Source organism: Kangiella sp. (genome assembly GCF_014762745.1).
In the GTDB taxonomy this organism is placed as follows: domain Bacteria; phylum Pseudomonadota; class Gammaproteobacteria; order Enterobacterales; family Kangiellaceae; genus Kangiella.
Map to the genome: position 1 here is coordinate 15,019 of NZ_JABURJ010000084.1, position 21,270 is coordinate 36,288.

The following is a 21,270-nucleotide window of genomic DNA, read 5'->3' on the forward strand; positions in this document are numbered from 1 at the left end:
ACGATGAACCAAGACATGAGCCAAAACACAAACGAAAAAATCCCCGTCAGCGTTTTTATTATTGCCCAAAATGAGGAGCAGCATATTGCGCGAGTCATTAACAGCTGCAAAGATTTTGATGAAGTCATTGTGGTTGATAGTGGCAGCACGGATAACACCAAGCAAATCGCGGAGTCCTTAGGAGCCACAGTTGTTCATAACGATTGGCCGGGATATGCCAAACAGAAGCAATACGCAATGTCCTTATGTAAACATGAGTGGGTATTAAACCTTGATGCGGACGAAGAGCTGACCTCTGAGTTTATTCAAGAAATAAAAAACTTCATTCAACAGGATCACTTTGTCGCACTTAAATGTCGCCGCAATGATCTATTCTTAGGCCGCTTTTTCCCTACTTCGATTCGCTTACCAACCAATACACGTTTATTCAAGAAAGACCATATTCAATATTACCTTGATAATCTGGTTCATGAAGGGCCTGAAATACAAGGAAAAACCAAACATACGTCAGTTTATTTCAAGCATTACGGTTATTCTGATATTGAAACCTTAAACAAAAAGTACGAATACTATTCAACGCTAAAAGCCCAGGAAAAATTTAATAAAGGCAAAAAGGCCTCTCGTTTAAAATTACTTTTGGTAGCTCCTTTGGAATTTATTCGTGTTTACTTTATTTACCGCTATTGCTTTGCCGGCTTGCGCGGTTTTATCTTCGCTAAGCTTTCCGCCCACTATGCATTTTTAAAAGAAGCGAAACTTTATTCCTATCATCAACGTCAAAAACATTCTCGAACACAAGATTCAGAAAAGGCTAAAAATCAATGACTAACCCTTTATTAAACCTAACTGGTTTGCCCCCATTTTCTAAAATTCAGCCTTCGCACATGCAGGAGGCTATCAAAACCATTATTGACGATAGTCGTAAGCAGATTAATGAACTGATTGATTCGCTGGATAAAGAGTCAGTGACCTGGGAAAACTTTGTGCTTCCTATGGAAGAAATTGGTGATCGTCTTGACCGTGCCTGGTCGCCAATCAGCCATATGCAGGCAACCGTTAATTCACCTGAAATACGTGATGCCTATAACAGCTGTTTGCCGTTACTATCCGAGTATGGTACTGAAATGGGCCAACATCAGGGGCTTTATCAAACAATTGAAAATCTAAATGAAAAAGCTGATGAACTAAAGCTCGATAAAGTTCAACGCAAAATTCTCAAAGATGATTTGCGTGACTTTAAATTGTCCGGTGTTGCGTTGCCTAAAGATAAACAAAAACGGTACGGTGAAATTCAGTTACGCCTGTCAGAACTGACGTCCAAGTTCGAACAAAATCTGCTGGATGCCACCATGGCCTGGCACAAGGATTTCAAAGATGCCTCTGCTTTGGAAGGGCTCCCAGAATCTGCCATAGAAGCCGCTCAACAAACAGCCAAGATGGCTGAAGTGGATGGCTATCGTATTACACTCGACTTCCCTTCCTATTTGCCTGTCATGATGCACGCCAATGATCGTGAGCTACGCAAGGAAGTCTATACTGCATTTTCTACTCGTGCCTCCGATCAGGGTCCTAACGCTGGAGAATTCGATAACTCGCCATTGATGCCGGAAATTCTCGCCTTGCGTCAGGAACTGGCAGAGCTTTTAGATTTTAAGAACTATGCCGAGTTATCGCTGGCCACCAAAATGGCAAAGGATCCTCAGCAAGTCATCGACTTCTTAAAAGACCTGGCCGATAAATCCCATCCACAAGCAAAGGCTGAACTTGCAGAGCTTGAAGCCTATGCCAAAGATCAACATGGGCTTGATCATCTTGAAGCTTGGGATATTTCTTATTACAGCGAAAAACTGCGTATGGAAAAATACGCCATTTCACAAGAAGAGCTTCGTCCCTGGTTCCCTGAGCCGCAAGTGATAAAAGGTTTATTCGATATCACAGGTCAGTTATTTAATATCCGTTTTGAACAGCGTGATGATGTTGATATCTGGCATCCTGATGTCCGCTTCTATGATATCTATAATGCCGATAATGAACATATCGCCAGTTTCTACTTCGATCTTTACGCCCGTAAGAACAAACGAGGTGGTGCCTGGATGGCGGATTGCATTGGTCGTCGTCGCACTGCGAACGGCATTCAAAAACCGGTGGCTTTCCTGACCTGTAATTTCAATAGTCCAATTGGCGGTAAACCTGCACTATTCACTCATGATGAAGTGACGACTCTATTCCACGAATTTGGTCATGGTCTGCATCATATGCTGACTCAGATTGAATATGCTTCTGTGTCAGGAATCAACGGTGTGCCATGGGATGCGGTTGAACTTCCCAGCCAGTTTTTGGAGAACTTCTGCTGGGTTAAGGAAGGAATCGACAAAATCGCCAAGCATTATGAAACCGGTGAAGGCCTACCTGTGGACAAACTCGAAAAATTACTTGCAGCCAAGAACTTTCAATCTGCCATGCAAATGGTGCGCCAGCTAGAATTCTCACTGTTTGATTTTGAAATTCATACTGAACTGGATTTGTCGCAAGACAACCCGATTCAACATGCATTGGATGAAGTACGTAAAAGAGTGTCTGTCATTAAGCCACCGGCATTTAACCGCTTCCAGCACAGCTTCAGTCATATCTTTGCAGGCGGCTATGCGGCAGGCTACTATAGTTATAAATGGGCAGAAGTGCTGTCAGCCGACGCATTTTCACGCTTTGAGGAGGAAGGTATTTTCAATCCTCAGGTCGGCCAGGATTTTCTTCACCACATTTTGGAAAAAGGCGGCTCTGAAGAACCCGCGGATTTATTCAAAGCCTTCCGCGGTCGTGAACCTTCGGTTGAACCCTTACTAAAACACTCTGGAATAGGCCATTAATGACTGACAAGACCCTGCTCGCTATCGACAATGGAACGCAAAGTCTGCGCGCCATCTTGTTTGATATGCAGGGTCAGATTGTTGCCAAAGTTCAAATCCCACTGAATTATTACAGCGACCAGCCAGGTTGGTCAGAACAGGATCCGCAAGTCTTCTGGAATACCTTGTGCCGTGCTTGCCGCAAACTTGGCCAACAACCCAACGTCGAATTGTCCAGCATTCAGGCAGTTTCCGTCACCACACTACGCAATACCGTAGTCAATCTCGATCAGAACGGTGAGCCATTACGCCCCGCCATTATCTGGACCGATCAACGTGAACTGGAAACTATAAAGCCGTTAAAGGGCACCTGGCCCTATCTGTTCAAACTGGTCGGCGTTAGTGACACCATTAAAAACTTCCAGACTCGTTGCCAGGCGGCCTGGATTGCCCATCATCAGCCCGATATCTGGCGCAAAACCGATAAGTACCTGATGATGTCCGGTTATCTAAACTATAAGCTCACAGGTGAGTTCAAAGACTCAACCGCTTCGCAGGTTGGTTATATTCCCTTTGATTACAAACACCACCGCTGGGAAAAACACAATAACTGGAAATGGCAGCTAGCTCCAATCGAACTCAAGATGTTGCCAGAACTGGTTAAGCCTGGTGAGCTGATTGGCCGCATCAGCCAAAGCGCCAGTGAATCTACCGGTCTGCCGCAAGGATTACCGGTGATTGCGTCCGGTGCCGATAAAGCCTCTGAAGTGTTAGGCAGCGGCTGCATTAAGGATCATCAGGCTTGTCTTAGTTACGGCACCACCGCCACCATTAATGTTACTAGTCAGCGTTACATTGAACCGCTGCGCTTTATTCCACCCTATCCTTCTACCGTGACCGATGCCTACACCATTGAGTATCAAATTTATCGCGGCTACTGGATGGTCAGCTGGTTCAAAGAACAATTTGGCCACCGTGAACAGGATCTATCGGTGGAGATGGGTATTTCAGCCGAACAGCTGCTTGATGAAGCGATAGCGCAAATACCACCCGGCTCCGATGGCCTGATGCTGCAACCTTACTGGTCACCCGGTGTCAAAGTCCCAGGCCCAGAAGCCCGCGGCGCCATTATCGGTTTTCATGATGGTCATACTCGCGCTCATGTCTATCGTGCGATCCTGGAAGGGATTGCTTACGGATTAAAAGACGGCAAAGAATCGATTCAACTCAGAACGAAACATCCGATTGATCAACTAATGGTCTCCGGTGGCGGCTCACAAAGCGACGTCGCTATGCAGCTGACTGCCGATATCTTTAATCTGCCAGCCACACGCCCACACACCTACGAAACCTCAGCACTCGGCGCAGCCATCAACGCCGCCGTTGGCATTGGTCTTTTTGACAATTATCAGGATGCAGTCAAAGCTATGTGCCACAAAGGTGAAACTTTCCAACCAATCCCACTAAACGTCGAACGCTATCAGGAACTTTACGAAAAGGTTTATAAGAAAATGTATCAACGACTGAAACCGATTTATCAGTCGTTGAGGAAGATGGACTAATTTGTCTGTGTTGATTCAGTTGAACTTCCAGTCATAGCAACGCTAATAAAATTTATGACTGGAAGGTAAAAAGATCATGTTACAATGGTTTATACGTACTGAACGTTAAGCTAACTATTCTTACGGAACAGTTCCCTTAATCTTTCTGTGTAATTAGGGCATTGAAAATTATCATAAATATTTTCCGCATAACTTATAACTCTATTTTCTTGCTCTTTAGTTACAATCGGCTTTATTTTGTTTAAAAGCGCTAAATTGCATTTTGATACAGCCATTTGTAATAAAGATATATCATTGTATGGCTTATAGTCTAGATCAACATTTCTAAAGACAAGATACTCAATTTGCCACTCATTATGAATAGATTGTTTATCTGACTTCATAATCAGCTCATACATTTTCAGCTGTAGTGGTCAACAAAACCCGGATACCATTTTAGTTAATTTTTCAGTTTTTGCTGGTGGTAGTCCATCGTTAAATTGATGTGGTCGCTCCCAGTTGTAATAATTCATCAGGAAGTATCCCACATCGCGTTTTGCTTCTACCGCTGAGCAGTAACCAGTTGTTGGCACCCACTCAGATTTCAAACTTCTAAATACTCGTTCCATTGGGCTATTATCCCAACAGTTTCCTCGACGACTCATGCTTTGTGTCATTTGATAGCGCCACAGTCGCTGTCTGTACTTACGAGCCCCATACTGTGAACCTTGGTCACTATGGAACAGCACCCCTTTTGGCTTCCCCCGCATTTCATAAGCCATATCTAAGGCTCGCACAGCCAGCTCGGTATCGGGGCGTGGTGACATCGACCAACCGATAACACGACGTTTATATAAATCAATGACAACGGCGCAATAGTGCCAGTTTGAACCTGTCCAGATATACGTGATATCACCGCACCAGACGGTATTAGGCTTATTAACATCAAACTCACGGTTCAGCTGATTCGGGATATCGGGTCGCTCAACATTCGCTACTCTATAAGCATGAGGCCCTGGCTGCTTGCTGGTCAGGCCTTGCTCCTTCATCAGGCGACCTACCTTGAAGCGCCCCATGACAATGCCTTCATCTTTGAGCATATCGACCAGCGTGCGAGTACCGGCTGAGCTGCGTGACTTGACGAACAAACGCTTCACTCTTGCACGAAGCAATCGTCGCTTTGCCTCTATCTGAGGGCGCCGATTACGGCGCTCATAATAACTACTTAAACCAACACCTAAAGCTGAACAGACCAATGCCGTTGTTTCATGCTCCCTCAACCGGTCTATCAGCGCGTAGATTTCAGGTCGTCGGACATCAAGAGAGCGGTAGCCTTTTTTAAAATGGCTTTTTCACGTTCCAGTCGGTTTACGCGAGCTTCAAGCTCCTGGATCCGCTGCTGCTCTGGTGAGAGCGCCTGACTGCTTGGTGTGTGGCCACCGCGTTCTAACTCTAATTGTTTCACCCAATTGCGCAGAGTATTGTCATGAACATCCAGAACTCGACAGGCTTCTGTAAAACTATAACCTTGATCGAGTACCAGGCTCGCTGCGTCATATTTAAACTCTGAACTGAACGTTCGTCTTTGCTTTCTTTTCATTGAACACCTCTTTGTTAGGGGTAATACTACCACTTAAAATGGTGTTCGGGTTTAGTGTGCCACTACAACTTTACTTTTTTACGCTTTCTTGTATTACTAAAATTTCCCTTAAGTTTATATCTTCTCCTTCATATAAGTGTTTGAATCTTTGGTAATATCTTTCTTTATCGTCAGGGTTAACTTTCATTGATAAAAGTCCGAGTAACTCTTCATTCTTAATGTGGAAGGCCATTGCGTACACTGTTGTATCAGTTCCTTTAAGTTCAAACAACGGATCCGCCCCATTCCAAAGTAAAAACTTTACTTTTATGCTATCAAAATCTTCTTTACTGGCTTCTGCTACTTCTAACCATAGCTCTTGGTTTGATTTAAAAATTGCGGGAATAGCCCTCTCATAGGTTAACCATGCAATAATTATTAAAATTAAAACCGCTATAATTTTATTTCGCATTTTAGTATCCCCCACAATTATTTTTCCTTATTTCATTTATAAGGTTGCCATCTTTATCTGTAAGTTGTGTAACTGTGGCTTTATGGTGCCCATGACTTAACTCATATGTAATTGAACTCATCCCTGGCGCATAATAATCTCCCTCTACAAAGTAATTCCCCGCTGCACCAATCACTCCTACAGTTATAGCCACAGGTGTTGAAAAAGCAACTAAACTAGTAGCAACTACCAATTCTGCTGCAGTATACTCCATTGAAGCCTTTGTCCAACTTTGACTTGTTAGTTGTCTAGCCTGATCCATAGTTAAATTCTCAAAGTTGATATTAACGTTGGTAACTCTTGATATATTTGGTGAATCACCGGGCATTTGAGAACTGTGACAAGTACAGTTAGTATTTAGTTCAGCTAATCCTAATGGATCTATCAAGTTAACCGGATTCCCTCCCACATACGCATAAGTATTAATACCCCCTGCTAACCCAATCGGGTCGCTTTGGATATAGCGGCCGATTTTTGGATCGTAATCACGGAAGTAGTTGTAGTAAGAGCCCTTTTCACTGTCATAATATTGGCCTGGGAACCCTAGGTTATACCAGTCAGTCGAGCCATAAGCCACTACGCGGTCAAAGTCATGGTTATTCGCACGCCAAACCGTTGACTTACTGGCATTAGTAATGCGCTCTGCGCGACCTAGATGATCGTTATGCACATAATACAAAGCACCATTGACGGCAAAACCAACTACCTGCCCATGCAGATAAATATACTCTTTCCATTTATTCTCGGCTACTAAGTATTCTGCGATTAGACGACCTGACTCATCGTAAAAGAAGCGAGTTGTTGAGTTTGAATTCGATTTCTTAACTCTTTGGCCAAGAGCGTTGTAGCTATAGGTCGTACTTTGACCACTTTTAGTATGCTGCGACAAACGATTCTCATCGTTGTAGCTAAAGCTGCTGCCCAGTTTCGATTGTGTCTGACCATTAGAGTTATAGCTTATTGAACTACCGCCCACCGATACCAGTTGGTTACTACTTGCACTATAGTTATAAGTCTCGGTCGAGCCATTTTTAATCTGACTTTTGCGGTTACCCACTGCATCGTAGGTGTATGTATTGGCTTTATAACCTGTTACTGAAGTAAGACGATCCATCGCATCATAAGCATAGTTTTGGGTCGCTCCTGACACCACACCATTAGTAATTTTGGTTATATTATTCTTTTTATCGTATGTGTAGCTTAGACTTTGAATTCCGCTGGTTGAAATTCCTGTTAATCTGTAGTCCTGGTCATGATACATTCGTCTTAATGCACCGTTACCAAAGGTTAACTCACTGACAGGTCCAAACGGGCGATAGTTTATTCCAGAAGCTACATTTTTTACTGTTGAGCCTAAGGAGTATCTGACTTGAGATACCTGACCTAAAGCATCGTAAGTATAAAGCGTCTTTCTTCCAGATGGGTAGGTCATTGAAGTGAGTCGATTCATACCATCGTAGGTGTAATAAGTATTGTAGTAAATGCCATCTACTTTTGAGCGCTTTCGTGTGATGTTACCTACCGAATCGTACCAATAGACGGTTTGTCCGGATGGATCATTTACATAGTATAGACGACCAATTCTATTGGCATATTGATCATAACCATATGTTTTAGTCAGCGAGCCATGGGTTTCTGACTTAATACGCCCCAAAGAGTCATAGGTAAAGGTTGATACATCGCCATTGTTTCGAATTATCTTGGTAACTAATCCCGCCTTGTTATACTCGTATCGTGTAGAGCCAGTGTCTGGACTCACCTGCTCCACAAGCTCACCGAAACCTGAGTAATAATAATATGTGGTTAACCCTCTTGCGTCTGACACAGAAGCAATACGTCCAGCATTATCATAGGTATAGTTCGTTTCATTTCTTAATTTATCGTTAACTGCAGTTACTCGATTAAATGAATCGTACTCGTAAATAGTCCAGTTTCCATAAGCATCCTTGATTCTGAAAACATTACTATTGTTATCATAGGTATATTCTGATTTTTGACCGTTAGCTCCATTAGCAACTTTTAATCGACCCATAGCATCATATTCATATGAACTTGTCTTATGCGTTGTATAGGTCGTTACTGGCGTAGGAAGGCATTCACTATACAAGAATGTTCTGAGTAGTTTCAGCTCTTCTATCTTAGAAGCTATAGGACCGCTACAGCCTGGCGGCATGACATAGGTAGTAGAGGTGGTATATATCGACGTATGGGTTAAATTCCCGTTAGCATTGTAATTAAATACTTTATAAGCACCATTCTTATCGGTCGTTTTTGTAAGTCTATAAGCCTGATCATATTGGTTGGTATAGTAGTTACCATCTGGATAAGTAACCTTTAATAGCTGCCCCATTGGATTATAGGTATAGCTGGTTTGCATATTCCCACTAGGGTGTTGAACTGTTTTGGTTAATATTCGTCCTTGTGCATCATATGTTAGGTTTGTGACTAATCCATTTGGGCTAGTTATTGTTTTTGGATTACCTAACAAATCATAGTTGCTAAATGAAGTGGTATGACCTAGCGCGTTTACCTGTGATGTTAAGTTACCCTTGCTGTCAAAGTTCATTGTCACTATGTCGTCAATACTTAAATCATCTCTGGGGCCATTAACAGTTACAGTTTGTACCATGCCATTTGAATGATTTGTATAGCTGTATGTTACAGTTCTTTGCTCATTAGCAACACCATAAGAAGACAAGTTAGTTTGCTTGATGCTGCTTACTCTACCGGAAGTATTATAGGTATATTCTGTTTTTAGGTCTGCCAGCTCTACTTTGCTTACTTTGTTTTCGCCAGCTATCCAGGTGTAAGTTATTTGCTGAGCATCAGGTCGCCCTTTTGCAATTGTCTTAGACTCAAGCTGACCCTTATCGTTGTATACATACTCTGTTATCCGTCCTTTCCAGTCCGTTGTTGTTTCTACCATGCCTCTATCATCGTAGGTAATACTTCGTGAAGCATTTGGGCAACTTGCATCAAAATACTGCCGATTAACGTTAGTTAATTTTTTTACCCCATTCATGGTAATAAATTGATAATCTCTTTTATGTCCCAGCGGGTTCATTACTGTGGTAGTTGAGCCACTATAGGTGAAGGTATGCCTATCTACCTCACCACTACCTGATGCCCAGTGTGAACTTGACTTACCTCGACCATCACTATGGTAGCTAAAGGTAGCGTATTTTTTATTGTTAATATTGATTTGAGTAAGTGCGTCTGGATAGCTTGAATTTGTGTAATAGTAATCCTTTACGAGAGATGGCGTTCCGGGTATTGTAACCCCTGTTAAGCGACCACCGCTGTAACGATATGTGTATTGATTACCTGCTGTATCCTTGATTGAAACCAGTTTACCACTCGACCAGGTTAGATCTAAGAACCTTCCGTTCGAGTGAGTAATCCTATCTAGAAGACCTCCCGAATAGCTATACACATGCTTTATGCCAGATGGATTAATTACTCGGACAACTTTTCCGCCTGAATAATACTCTTCTGTGAAATTACCTTCCGTTTTAAAGATCCATCTTCCACTTTTTGCAGACTTATAAATCTTATTTATTGAGTCAGGCTTGTTATCAACCCAATGGCCTTTTGCAGAGTCATAATGAAATTGAAGTTTTACACCGTCTGGTCTATAAGCATAAATCTCTGTTGGTTCATTAGAAGAAGTTCCGCCTGATTCGCAGTAAGATGGTTTTGAGTTAAACTCTTCATACCCGCCACAACCCGACTCAGGATAAACAAAAGTTAGCTTCCTGCTTAAGTTAGTAACCCAGTTCTTGCCAAAGACACTTTCATTATTCCAATAATGGTTATAGGTTCTTGAGATTCTTAATGGGAACTCTTCCTTACCAATAAAGTCGGTTTCATACTGCACTTTGTTGCCAGTTGCCATTATAATTGGATTTGATTCTGTACACTGTTTTGGATCAGAGTCTGTATCAACGGTTTCTGCGGCTTGAAATAAATCACTAGAACCTCCACCACCAATAATAACTCCTAGAGCGAATCCCTTGCCCGCCATACCACCAAAGCCGCCAAACCAACCTGTAATTGACGAACCATGAACGATTTGAGTTTCAAAGTCTTCTTCCTCTTCTTCCCGTTGATCCCAAGAGTATGTAGGTGCACTTAAAAGTATTAGCAGGAGTACGATTAGTTTATTTTTCACTTTGTTTTCCTAACTATTATTAAATTTATAAAGCTAGGGAATTTATTACATGATTTGAACAGGAACAAGAAATTATTGCTCTTTGGCTAGTCTTTTCAGATATCACCCATTTTACTTGTGAGATATATCCTAAAAATATATGCATATACGCATTAATTCATGAAATTTAAATCAAATTTGCATCAATAAGTTTGTGTGTCTAATTATCAGGCTCTCAATGTTTTCACATAGTCCTGCAAACATTTTCCGGCTTCATCAAAAGCCTGGTCACTCATGTAACATTTACACTGCCCGATGATGCCTTCAATGGTGGCGATCAGGAAGCGGGCGATGTTATGAGGGTTAACATCTTTTCTGATGATACCTGTTTGCTGTCCTCGCTCGAAAGTTTCCGCCAATGCTTCGTACCAGATTTCCCAGATGGCAACGATGCGCACTCGGAATGACTCATCCAGTGGTGACATTTCGTGCGTGAGGTTATTAAGGGGGCAGCCTGTATGCAGTTCCTTGATATTAATTTCTGCACGGGAATCATTCATCATTTTAATCAGGTCATTAATCGGGTCTTTTACCTGCTTCAATGGCTCAATCCATCGCTCATGAATCCACGGCTTTAATACTTCATCAATGACTGCATGGCCAAGTTCTTTTTTGCTTTTAAAGTGATGATAAAAGGCACCTTTGGTAAATCCGGTTTGTTTCAATACTTCATCCACGCGCAATCCCTGATAGCCTTTTAACAGAATTTCTTCAAAGGCGACCTGTAAAATATTTTGCCGGGTTGCATCAGGATTTCTTACCGCTGCTTTACTCATTGATTTACCTTTTACCATCACTGTATTATTGCTTATCTGGCGCGCTTCAGACTACTTTTATTAAAATCGTCTTCTGTCAGTCCCACGTTAAATTCATAGTCCTTCCATATAATAGTCGTGCTTTTGCCGGTTTGTACATTTTCCATTTCCTGACGATGTGCACGCCAGTATTTGCCCAGATACTGTTTAAATTCAGACATGTTCAGTTCTTTTAACTTATCATTTTTCTGGTCAAAGAACTCAATGCGATGAACACGATAATGCTCCTGATCGATCCAGGCAATAGTTTTGCTGTAGCCAGAGTTGTTATAGGTTGGCACCATTTCTACCACAAACACTTTTTCGCCATTCAACTCATCTTCACGCAGAAATTTGTAGTCATACTTTTCCACTTCGAACGAAGACAAATCTTCATAAGCAAACTCACTGCCCATCCAAGGGCCAGATTTATTGGACGATGAAATTCGTTTTACACGCTTCAGGGCTGGCAAATACAACCACTGATCATCATTACCATGAATGTGTGAGTAGGTCAGGAACGCAGTACCTTCGACATCACGCGGCTGTTCAAACACACTCAAACCTTTATCGCCGTCACCTTTGACTTCAAGGCTTTTAACTTTGACGATTCGCTCGGCTTCATTGCCGCCTTTGTCGCGCAAAATCATGGTCATGTCTGCCTGACTATCACCCCAGCCAGTATTTCTGGCTTTGGCTTCTTTGGCAATGGCTAAACCTTTTTCTTCCGGCGTTTCGGCGATAGCTGTTGCAGTCATGCTCACAGCTGCAACGACCAATAGTAAACTTGCTAGTATTCGTTTCATGCGTTTCTCCTAATTCGCTACTTTATCTTTCAATTTTTTGCCGCCCAGCATTAAGAGTGGGGGCAGTAATAAGAAATCAATAATCAAGGCTACGGCTAAAGTGATTGCCGTTAGAATGCCCATGTGGCTATTCATCACATAATGGGATAAACCTAATACCAAGAAGCCTAATACCAGAACAATGGTAGTCACGGTTAAAGCCATACCTACGGTGTGGAAAGCGTATTTGACTGCTTCCTGTGGTGGCAGTTTTTTCTCGCGGCGTGCACGCAGGTACTTACTCAGAAAGTGTACCGTATCATCAACCACAATACCTAGCGTCATGCCGGTTACAACAGACAATCCCATACCGATCTGCCCCTGAAACAGACCCCAGATACCGAATGCCACAGCCATGGGTATAATATTGGGTATCAAGCTTAAGAGCCCCAACTTCAAAGATCTTAGCGCAAATATCAATAACAGCGATATCAGCACCAATGCCCATGCAGTACCTTTTAGCATTGAGTAGATATTATTTTGTCCGATGTGAGCAAACATGATGGCCGGGCTTGAACCTGAGATTTCCATTTGTGGCGCATTTCGCTCAAACCATTGGCTGAAACGCTCTTCCAGATTCAACACCTGCACACTGGATAAGTTCTCAAGCGAAATCTGCACACGGGTGGCCGATTTATCACTATTGACCTGATTATTGATCGAGAGTCCGCGTGGTAATGAGGTCTCATAGATCAGGGTATATTGCGCGGTCAGTTCGCGAATTAATGTTTCTAACTCCGTCACTTCACCATCTTCCAACAGCACTGCATTACAGCCCTTTTCCAATGATGGTTTTGGCAACGCATAACATTCTTCACGATCACCGTTCATACTTTTATTGAGCCGCTTCATAACATCGGTGTAACTTTGTACGTGTATCACTTCTGGCTGCTGCTCTGCGTATTCGACAAAGTTTTCCAACATTGCCATAAACTCTGGCTCATGAATGCCGCTGCCAGTCTTAGTGTCGATGCTATAAAAAGCCGTATACAGACCAGTAAGATTTTCTGCCGTATAGTCAGAGTCCACTCGGAAATCGATAGTCTCATCAAAGTATTTAACGAACTCATCGTTCAATTCATTCTTCGGTATCGCAGCAATGATGGCGATGCTCGCTACCGCCATCACTGGCAGTAAAATTTTGCGTTTGTTTACTACAAAGTCAGCAAAGCGATCCATTAAATGATGGCCTTTGCTTTTTTGTTCGCTTACCTTAACAGGCAGGAGCATCATCACAGCAGGCAGGAAGGTGATAGAGAAAATAAATGCCAGAGTCACACCGACTGCTACCGTATTACCCATATCACGAAGCGGCGGTACTTCGCTGAAATTCATGGTCAAAAAGCCAATTACAGTAGTAATACTGGTCAGGAAGATCGGCATCATATTGATACGAATACTTTCCACCATGGCATCCTGCTTGTTCATGCCATGGCGCATGCCCTGCAGGAAGGTGACCAACAGGTGCACCGAATCCGCTACCGCCATGGTCGCCACCACCGTCGGCACCGAGAACATTGGTGCTGTCATGGCAATGCCCAGCCAGCCCGCACCGCCTAATGCACCTATAATCGAGAATATGATAATAATTACGCTGGCTAGAGTGCCGCTGGTGCTGCGAATCATAAAGTAGAGCGCTAACGGAATGACCAGGAATAACATGATCGGTGTTAAGGTCATCATGTCGTTCTTGCCGGTCTCGGCGAAGGTGTTGTTCATCATCACCACGCCGGTCAAACGCACCTCAAGGTTCGGGTTCCGCTCCATTAGCTGTGTCTGTAGTTCACTAACGTGCTCTGACACTTTAGTCACTGCAGTCAGAATTTCAGTTTTCTTCTCCTTCCAGGCCTTACCTTCCAGTCCTTCCAAGTCAGGGTCCTGAGGCAATTGCACGGTCACATTAACCGCTGTGACACTTGAATCTGGATTAATAACACGATTCAGTAACTGGGGTTCATGCAAAACGATATCTTGCAGACGCTTAATTTCGTCATCGCTCAAACCGTCAATCATCTGCTCGGTGACGGACTCATGCTCACACTCACTGTCAAAGTTTGATGACTTATCCGGAATACACAGCAAGGCACCAACCAGCATATAGTCTTCATCTTCAGGAGTTACCCAGGTGTGCTGGTAATTGGTGATTGAGTCTACGCGAGTGGTATAAGGAATCTGCCAAGCCTGTTCAGTCAGCCAATGAATACTCTTCAAGGTTTCGCGATCGAATACCGAGCCTTCTTTCGGCGTAATGACAAACATGGCATTGTCGGCTTTGTCATAGGTGTCCTGAATGTTCTCAAAAGCCATTAACTGGGGATTATCTTCCTTAAAAAAGACTCGATAATCGGTCTTTATCTCTAAATATTTAGCCCCGAACGTGGTTGCAACCACTAACAATAATGATGCGATGATGATTAGCCATGGATGGTTAATCACAAAACGCCCAAACTTAACGGTATTATTCTCTGGCATAGTCGATCCTGACTGCGTTGATTTAAGACTGCGCTGTTTTCACAATCTTATGAAGATCTTGTTTGAAAGGCTTGCTATTTAACTACAGACCAACTAGTCTGTCAATTCTTCAAATGTAATAATGGTATGGTCTAGCAAGGAGTTGTAACCATGTCACAGAAACTCAGAATGGCTTTTGCCAATGAACTTAATAAAGGCAAGCTGTTATTTTATAAAGGCCAGTTAGACGAGGCCTTTTATCACTTCGAACGTGCGCATATTCTGAGCCAACCTTTTTATGTGCGCCACGTTAAAAGCCACTGGTGGATGTTTCGCATAGGCATCAAACGTATTGATTTGGCTGAAATTTTTGGCCAGATTATTCGAATAATAGGCTCTGCCGGGTCATTATTCGGTAAATATCCGGTAGGAAATACCGGCGGCGCCAATGTTTCGCCTTTTAAACCAATGCCGATTCCAGAGGATTTAAAGGTTTATTTTGAGTAGCTTTTGTGGGCGACCGCAGGTCGCCCCTACAAGTTCTGCTCATTAACCACCAACTCTGCTATCATTAGCCGACTTTCTCAAAGCCCAATTTATTATGCCTCAACCTTCTAACACTTCAGTTATAAAAGCCACTCGCTACTGGCTGGAGCACTCGGTCATTGGTTTCAATTTTTGTCCCTTTGCTAAACGTGAGTTTATTCGTCAGTCGATTCGTTATTGGGTGTCTGAAGCTGACAAGATCGAAACGGCATTAGAGGATTTGATGGCGGCAGTCGCGGAACTTGAGAAGGACAGTTCGATTGAAACCAGTTTACTGATCCTGCCGCAGGGTTTCGCTGATTTTGAGGATTATCTGGATTTGCTGGATATGGCGAATGAGTTAATGGCCATGCAGGAGTTGGAAGGTATTTTCCAGTTAGCCAGTTTCCACCCTGATTACTGTTTTGACGGCCAATTGAAAAATGATCCAGCCAATTACACCAATCGTTCGCCCTACCCCATGCTGCATCTACTTCGCGAAGCGAGCATCGAAAAAGCGCTTGAATTTGTTGATGACCCCGATGCTATTCCAGAGCGAAATATCGAATTTGCACGCGAACAAGGCAGCGATATTTTTAAGCAGATCCTGCAAGCCAGCTTAAAGCAATAACTCATTCACTCGTTGCCTGAGCTCAGGCAACAAATCTTCCTCAAACCAGGAATTTTTCTTCAGCCAGATATTATTGCGTGGACTAGGATGAGGTAGCGGTAACACTGGTCTTTCTCGGTTTAAGTAATGACGCCAGTTCTTGACGGTTTCAGTGAGGTTCTTTTCCTGTCGATTGGGTAGATGCCAGTCCATCGCGTACTTACCTATAACTAAAGTTAGCTCAATGTCAGGCAAAACATCGAGAATCTTATGGCGCCAAGTTTCTGCACAGATTGCTTTCGGAGCCAGGTCACCGGATTTTCCTTTGCCCGGGAAACAAAAGCCCATCGGCACAACTGCTAATTGTTGAGGATCATAGAAGGTATCTCGATCAATGCCTAGCCAGTCACGAAGCCGGTCACCACTCGCATCGTCGAAGGGCCGTCCCTTGTGGTGGGTGATTTGTCCGGGGGCCTGGCCTGCGACCAGAATTCTTGCTTCAGCACTGAACTGTAGAATTGGATTAGGACCCAGCGGCAAGTCTTGACAAATGGTGCAGCCTTTAATTTCTTTAAGCAGCAGCTGGTCTTTTTTCATGGTTTCTGATGCCAATTATTCCAATTGGTATTGCTTTTGATTACCTGTGATAGGGCACTGGAAAATGAGCCTATAGGCAAGCAGCTGCAAATCAGGACTGTCTGCATCGGCATTGCCATACTGACGGTCGCCGATAATTGGGAAGCCTTGCGACGCCAAGTGAATACGGATCTGATGTTTTCTACCGGTCAGGATCTGCACTGACAGTAAGCTACGATCCTTGTCGGCATCATATTCTTTCAAGGTCACGATACTTTTGGCAGGTTTTTTATCGATAGGCTTATCGATGGTTATGCTTTGGTGCGGAAAGTGGCCCTTAACCCAGGCCAGATAATGCTTTTCTACGGTGCGTTTGGCGAACATGGCCGACAAGGCCGCTGCTGCCTCTTTATTATGAGCAAGAATAATCAAGCCTCTAGCCGCTTTATCCAGGCGATGCACCACATAGGTCTGTCGATTGTAGTCAAAATGCTCTTCAACTAAACGACCAATGGAGCAGTGATCACCCCATTTGGAGCCTTGCGACCAAACGCCATAAGGCTTATTCCAAACCGAGTAATCACCCTCATCCGCTATCAACTCGGGTTTGGCTACCGTTTCGCTCAGCACCTGCTCGTTATAGTACAGATGTAGCTCTTCACCTAAACGCAGTCTGGCATTTTTGCGACGCAAAGGCCGTGCCTGTTTTCCATGCGATAACCAGACAGCGCCTTTAGTCATAGCATCTTTGACCTTCTGTTTTGACAAACCACTGGCTTGCACCAATAATTCGAGCGGGTTGGTATCATTCAGATCAGCAACGTCATCAAGGTTTATATGTTGCTCAATAATGGTATTCTGTGCGGGTTCTGTCATCATCGTGTGAATTATTAACTGTGAAGCATTCTTTAGCTTTTTATCAAACCGATTCTTTATCGCCACCATCGCTGCTGGCTGATTTGCCAGTGATTACTGATGCTGGTGAGCTAGAGCAGTTTGCTGGCTATTTCTGTTTTGAGCCAAAGAATGCCAATCAAGTATTACACTTTTACGCCAAGCTGGAGGGACATGCAACCGGCTTTTCACTGGATTTCACGCAAGGTGCCATTGCCTGGCGCCGAAGTCATGGTGGTGGCCGCAAACAACAGATCGCCAAAGCCTGTGGTTTAAAGCATAACTGGCAGCCCTCAATCCTTGATGCGACAGGTGGTCTAGGCCGCGATGCTTCTGAGTTGCGCAATCTCGGCTGTCGCTTAAGACTCATCGAGCGTTCGCCTTATGTAGCGGCTCTGTTGCAGGACGCTATCGAACGTGCCGCCAGTCATCCTGATACTCAGGAGCTTTTTGGTCGCGATTTTCAATTGTTTCAGGGCCAGGCCAGCGAGCTGATTCCACAGTTATCATCCGAACAGCAACCCGATGTCATCTATCTCGACCCTATGTTCCCACCACGCAACAAAAGTGCTGCGGTCAAAAAAGAGATGCGCCTGGTCAAACTGCTGGTTGGCGAAGACCTTGATGCTGATGAGCTGTTACCGCTGGCACTGGAACATGCCAAGTATCGGGTGGTCGTAAAACGGCCCAGTTACGCACCCTATCTCAATCAGCAAAAGCCGTCCATGAGCATCGAAAGCAAAGCCAACCGCTTTGATGTGTATGTGAAGCAGGCAATTCCCAACTAACTCTGTAAAACCTATCAGGAACACACCATGGCCAAAGCATCTGCATTACACATTCTGGTTAAAACCGAAAAAGAAGCCCTGGCGCTCAAAGCCAAGCTGGAAAAAGGCGCTGATTTCTATCAACTGGCCAAACGCCATTCCATGTGTCCTTCAAAAAAACAGGGCGGTGATCTCGGCGAGTTTAAGCGAGGCCAAATGGTCAAGCCGTTTGATAATGCGGTATTCGCCAAAGGTAGCGAAGACAAACCCTTAATTGGCCCTGTCAAAACCCGCTTTGGTTATCACCTGATTAAAGTGTTGTATAAAAGCTAAAACCGCTCACTTGTCAAATAAGGCACATTTCTTCTTTACCTGATCAAGCTACCGCCAAGCTGCTTTAAAAGTCACTGGACCCCGCGGTCATAGCCGCGGGATGACAAGATTTGGATTTACAGTATAGTTTTATCAGATCTTCTAGTTACCTGGGCTCACTTCAAACAACTTATACTGTAGCTGCCCTGCTTTTTTGTCTTTCAGTTCTGTCCAGTTGTTCGGAACATTCAGTTCCAACCCCTGCTCTACCTCTATATAAATCAGGGTTTGCGGCTTGAGCCACTCTGCCTGCGCCAGTTGCTCGATAACTTTCTGGGCAATCCCTTTATGGAATGGCGGATCAAGAAAGATGATATCGAAGGTTTGTTGGTTACTCTGGATAAAATCGAAGGCATCACCGTGTAGTACATGGGCATTATCGGCATTAACCAGCCCGAGATTTTCTTCCAGCTGATGGAAGGCTTTACGGTTTAGCTCCACAAACTGAACATTGGTTGCGCCACGCGATAAGGCTTCGATACCAATAGCGCCAGAGCCAGCGAAAAGGTCGAGGCAGGTGGCGCCATGAATGTCATTCTGTAGCCAGTTGAACAGAGTTTCACGAATTCTATCCAGGCTTGGCCTGAGTCCCTCTACTTCTATAAAGCGCAGTTTACGGCCCTTCCAGTTACCGCCAATGACCCGGAACTGGCCAGTCTTTTTAGCGTGCGGTGATGAGGATTTCTTTTTGCTTTGCTCAACAATCTTATTTCGATTAGCCATACGTGGCCTCTTCTACTCTGGCGCTCAAGCTTGCGCTGTCCTTGGACTGCAAATCTCTTACGCACCTGCCTTGAAAGTGATAGGATAACGCCTTTATAAAGTTTAACAAGTCATCGATACCGTCACTGCCATGAGCGACTCAAAATCAAACGATAAATCAAAACGCGGCCTGTTTGGCTGGTTTGGCAAAAAAGATTCCTCACAACAGAATTCAAATCCCGAAACCGAGCAGACTCCTGAAGAGGAGGTTCTTGAGGAGGCCGAGCACCAGTTAGAGGAGCAACTTGATGAACAAATCGAGCATGACATCGAGGAAGCTTACGAACATCAGGAGCAACAGGAAGAGCAGATCGAATCTTCTGCCCCTACTCTAACCGAGCAAAACCCAGACCAAGCGCCGACTGAAAAGAAAGGCTTCTTTGCACGCCTCAAAGCCGGTCTTAGCCGTACTCGTGGTCAATTGGCTGATAGTCTGGCTAACCTGGTGCTGGGTAGCAAGGAAATTGATGACGAACTTCTTGAAGACATTGAAACTCAATTATTGCTGGCGGACGTCGGAGTTAGCGCTACCCGTAAGATTATTGATGACTTAACCGATAAGGCAGAACGCAAGGAACTCAAAGATCCACAGGCATTGATGGAGCGTTTACGCGAACTGCTCTCAGAAATTATTGATCCTTGCAGCAAGCCATTAGAACTGACCCATAAGCCTTTTGTTATTCTGATGGTTGGTGTTAATGGCGTTGGAAAAACCACCACTATTGGCAAGCTGGCTAAAAAATTCCAGAGTGAGGGCAAATCAGTGATGCTGGCGGCGGGTGATACTTTCCGTGCCGCAGCGGTTGAGCAATTGCAGGTCTGGGGCGAGCGCAACAATATTCATGTTACTGCCCAGCATACTGGCGCGGACAGCGCTTCGGTCATTTTCGACGCGCTCAAAGCAGCACAGGCCCGAAATATTGATGTCTTGATTGCCGACACCGCAGGACGCCTGCATACCAAGTCTAATCTGATGGACGAGTTGGCAAAAGTTAAGCGGGTCATGCAAAAACTCGATCCCAGCGCACCGCACGAAACCATGCTGGTTGTTGATGCTGGTACCGGCCAGAACGCACTCAATCAGGCCGAACACTTTAATAAAGCAGTACCACTTAGCGGAATTACCATTACCAAGCTGGATGGAACGGCAAAAGGTGGTATCATTTTTGCATTGGCGGATAAGATGAAAACGCCGATTCGCTTCATTGGGGTGGGCGAAAACATTGATGATCTGCGCGAATTTAATGGTCAGGATTTTATTCAGGCGCTTTTTGCCACTAACGACAACTCAGAACAATAACTAACGACTCATAACAGATGATTGAATTTCACCAGGTTTTTAAACGCTATGAAGGTGGCCACGAAGCGCTCAAGGGCGTCAGCTTCGAGTTGCCTGCTGGTGAAATGGCATTTTTGACAGGCCATAGCGGCGCCGGTAAAAGTACCCTGCTGAAACTGATTGCGCTTATGGAGCGCCCTACTCGCGGCCAGGTCATTCTCGACGGCCAGAATATCAGCAAGGTCAAAGATCGCCACATCCCCTACCATCGCCGTAAAATCGGCATGATCTTTCAGGATCACCGTCTGCTTTTCGACCGCACCGTTTTCGATAATGTCGCCCTGCCCTTAATAATTGCCGGCGTATCGGATCGCGATATTCCCAAACGAGTCAGAGCGGCATTAGACAAAGTAGGCTTACTTAGCAAAGAAAAGCAATTACCGATCCAGCTGTCTGGCGGTGAACAGCAACGCGTTGGCATTGCCCGTGCAGTGGTTAATAAACCTCCGCTGCTGCTAGCGGATGAGCCCACCGGTAACCTGGATCCTGAGCTGTCTGCCGACATCATGAATCTATTCGCGGAATTCAATCAGGTCGGCGTTTCAGTGCTGATTGCTTCGCACGATCTGGCTTTGATCGCCCGTATGCGACATCCGGTCATTACCTTAAAAGAAGGCCGCACCATTCGTAACGAACTGGCGGAGGCAG

At 44.3% G+C, this 21,270-nt stretch carries 19 protein-coding genes; 9 read left to right on the forward strand and 10 right to left on the reverse strand.

Translation table 11 applies throughout. From position 1 onward, the window contains the following. Positions 1-15: 15 nt before the first annotated feature. The 3 genes from HUJ19_RS05850 to HUJ19_RS05860 are packed head-to-tail and all read left to right on the forward strand — an operon-like array spanning position 16 to position 4,408. Complete coding sequence (locus HUJ19_RS05850) at positions 16-825, forward strand: glycosyltransferase family 2 protein (RefSeq protein ID WP_290622758.1); 810 nt, start codon at positions 16-18, stop codon at positions 823-825. Then, entirely contained in the window at positions 822-2,867 is a 2,046-nt protein-coding gene (gene prlC, locus HUJ19_RS05855; RefSeq protein WP_290622759.1) for an oligopeptidase A, read from the forward strand. Before HUJ19_RS05850 ends, prlC begins: the two co-directional genes overlap by 4 nt. Then, entirely contained in the window at positions 2,867-4,408 is a 1,542-nt protein-coding gene (locus HUJ19_RS05860) for an FGGY-family carbohydrate kinase (RefSeq protein WP_290622760.1), read from the forward strand. The genes prlC and HUJ19_RS05860 overlap by 1 nt, the downstream gene beginning before the upstream one ends. Before the next feature lie 110 nt (positions 4,409-4,518). Here HUJ19_RS05860 and HUJ19_RS05865 read toward each other — a convergent pair whose 3' ends face one another. The 7 genes from HUJ19_RS05865 to HUJ19_RS05895 form a co-directional block, all read right to left on the reverse strand. Continuing rightward, positions 4,519-4,791 carry a hypothetical protein gene (locus HUJ19_RS05865; RefSeq protein WP_290622761.1) on the reverse strand — a complete coding sequence of 91 codons (273 nt, stop codon included), beginning with the start codon at positions 4,789-4,791 and terminating at the stop codon, positions 4,519-4,521. A 30-nt stretch (positions 4,792-4,821) separates the two neighbouring features. Further along, a protein-coding gene (locus tag HUJ19_RS05870; RefSeq protein ID WP_290622763.1) for an IS3 family transposase occupies positions 4,822-5,987 on the reverse strand; the annotation gives its coding sequence in 2 pieces (ribosomal slippage) (positions 4,822-5,729 and positions 5,729-5,987; 1,167 coding nt in all). Positions 5,988-6,057: 70 nt separating this feature from the next. After that, positions 6,058-6,438, reverse strand: coding sequence for a hypothetical protein (locus HUJ19_RS05875; protein WP_290622764.1), 381 nt, complete (start codon positions 6,436-6,438; stop codon positions 6,058-6,060). Between the two features lies 1 nt (position 6,439). Then, the gene (locus tag HUJ19_RS05880) at positions 6,440-10,648 is read right to left on the reverse strand and encodes an RHS repeat-associated core domain-containing protein (protein WP_290622766.1); all 4,209 of its coding nucleotides are present in this window, start codon (positions 10,646-10,648) and stop codon (positions 6,440-6,442) included. 206 nt (positions 10,649-10,854) lie between these two features. Continuing rightward, complete coding sequence (locus HUJ19_RS05885) at positions 10,855-11,463, reverse strand: TetR/AcrR family transcriptional regulator (RefSeq protein ID WP_290622767.1); 609 nt, start codon at positions 11,461-11,463, stop codon at positions 10,855-10,857. 32 nt (positions 11,464-11,495) lie between these two features. After that, positions 11,496-12,287, reverse strand: coding sequence for an outer membrane lipoprotein-sorting protein (locus tag HUJ19_RS05890; RefSeq protein WP_290622769.1), 792 nt, complete (start codon positions 12,285-12,287; stop codon positions 11,496-11,498). Positions 12,288-12,296: 9 nt separating this feature from the next. Next, positions 12,297-14,798, reverse strand: a complete 2,502-nt coding sequence (locus tag HUJ19_RS05895) for an MMPL family transporter (protein ID WP_290622770.1) — start codon at positions 14,796-14,798, stop codon at positions 12,297-12,299. A gap of 150 nt (positions 14,799-14,948) precedes the next feature. On the opposite strand from HUJ19_RS05895, the gene HUJ19_RS05900 reads away from it, so the two are divergent. After that, positions 14,949-15,284, forward strand: a complete 336-nt coding sequence (locus tag HUJ19_RS05900; RefSeq protein ID WP_290622771.1) for a DUF3703 domain-containing protein — start codon at positions 14,949-14,951, stop codon at positions 15,282-15,284. Between the two features lie 94 nt (positions 15,285-15,378). Then, positions 15,379-15,933 (forward strand): DUF1415 domain-containing protein, encoded by a 555-nt coding sequence (locus HUJ19_RS05905; RefSeq protein ID WP_290622772.1) that lies wholly within the window; start codon positions 15,379-15,381, stop codon positions 15,931-15,933. On the opposite strand, the gene HUJ19_RS05910 is transcribed toward HUJ19_RS05905, so the two are convergent. Both HUJ19_RS05910 and HUJ19_RS05915 read right to left on the reverse strand, forming a co-directional pair. Beyond that, positions 15,922-16,509, reverse strand: coding sequence for a uracil-DNA glycosylase family protein (locus HUJ19_RS05910; protein ID WP_290622774.1), 588 nt, complete (start codon positions 16,507-16,509; stop codon positions 15,922-15,924). The genes HUJ19_RS05905 and HUJ19_RS05910 overlap by 12 nt on opposite strands. Positions 16,510-16,524: 15 nt before the next feature. Further along, entirely contained in the window at positions 16,525-17,367 is an 843-nt protein-coding gene (locus HUJ19_RS05915) for an RluA family pseudouridine synthase (protein ID WP_290622775.1), read from the reverse strand. Between the two features lie 17 nt (positions 17,368-17,384). Here HUJ19_RS05915 and HUJ19_RS05920 point away from each other — a divergent pair, with 17 nt between their 5' ends. Together HUJ19_RS05920 and HUJ19_RS05925 are read left to right on the forward strand one after the other, a co-directional pair. Next, on the forward strand, positions 17,385-18,170 hold the full coding sequence (locus HUJ19_RS05920; protein WP_290622777.1) for a class I SAM-dependent methyltransferase: 786 nt from the start codon (positions 17,385-17,387) through the stop codon (positions 18,168-18,170). Positions 18,171-18,197: 27 nt separating this feature from the next. Continuing rightward, positions 18,198-18,482 (forward strand): peptidylprolyl isomerase, encoded by a 285-nt coding sequence (locus tag HUJ19_RS05925; RefSeq protein ID WP_290622778.1) that lies wholly within the window; start codon positions 18,198-18,200, stop codon positions 18,480-18,482. A gap of 141 nt (positions 18,483-18,623) precedes the next feature. On the opposite strand, the gene rsmD is transcribed toward HUJ19_RS05925, so the two are convergent. Beyond that, a complete protein-coding gene (rsmD, locus tag HUJ19_RS05930) occupies positions 18,624-19,244 on the reverse strand; it encodes a 16S rRNA (guanine(966)-N(2))-methyltransferase RsmD (protein WP_290622779.1) in 621 nt (206 codons plus the stop codon). Between the two features lie 130 nt (positions 19,245-19,374). Here rsmD and ftsY point away from each other — a divergent pair, with 130 nt between their 5' ends. Both ftsY and ftsE read left to right on the forward strand, forming a co-directional pair. Further along, the gene (gene ftsY / locus HUJ19_RS05935; RefSeq protein WP_290622780.1) at positions 19,375-20,583 is read left to right on the forward strand and encodes a signal recognition particle-docking protein FtsY; all 1,209 of its coding nucleotides are present in this window, start codon (positions 19,375-19,377) and stop codon (positions 20,581-20,583) included. Positions 20,584-20,600: 17 nt separating this feature from the next. Then, the coding region (gene ftsE, locus HUJ19_RS05940; protein ID WP_290622781.1) for a cell division ATP-binding protein FtsE at positions 20,601-21,270 on the forward strand (670 nt) is incomplete at its 3' end.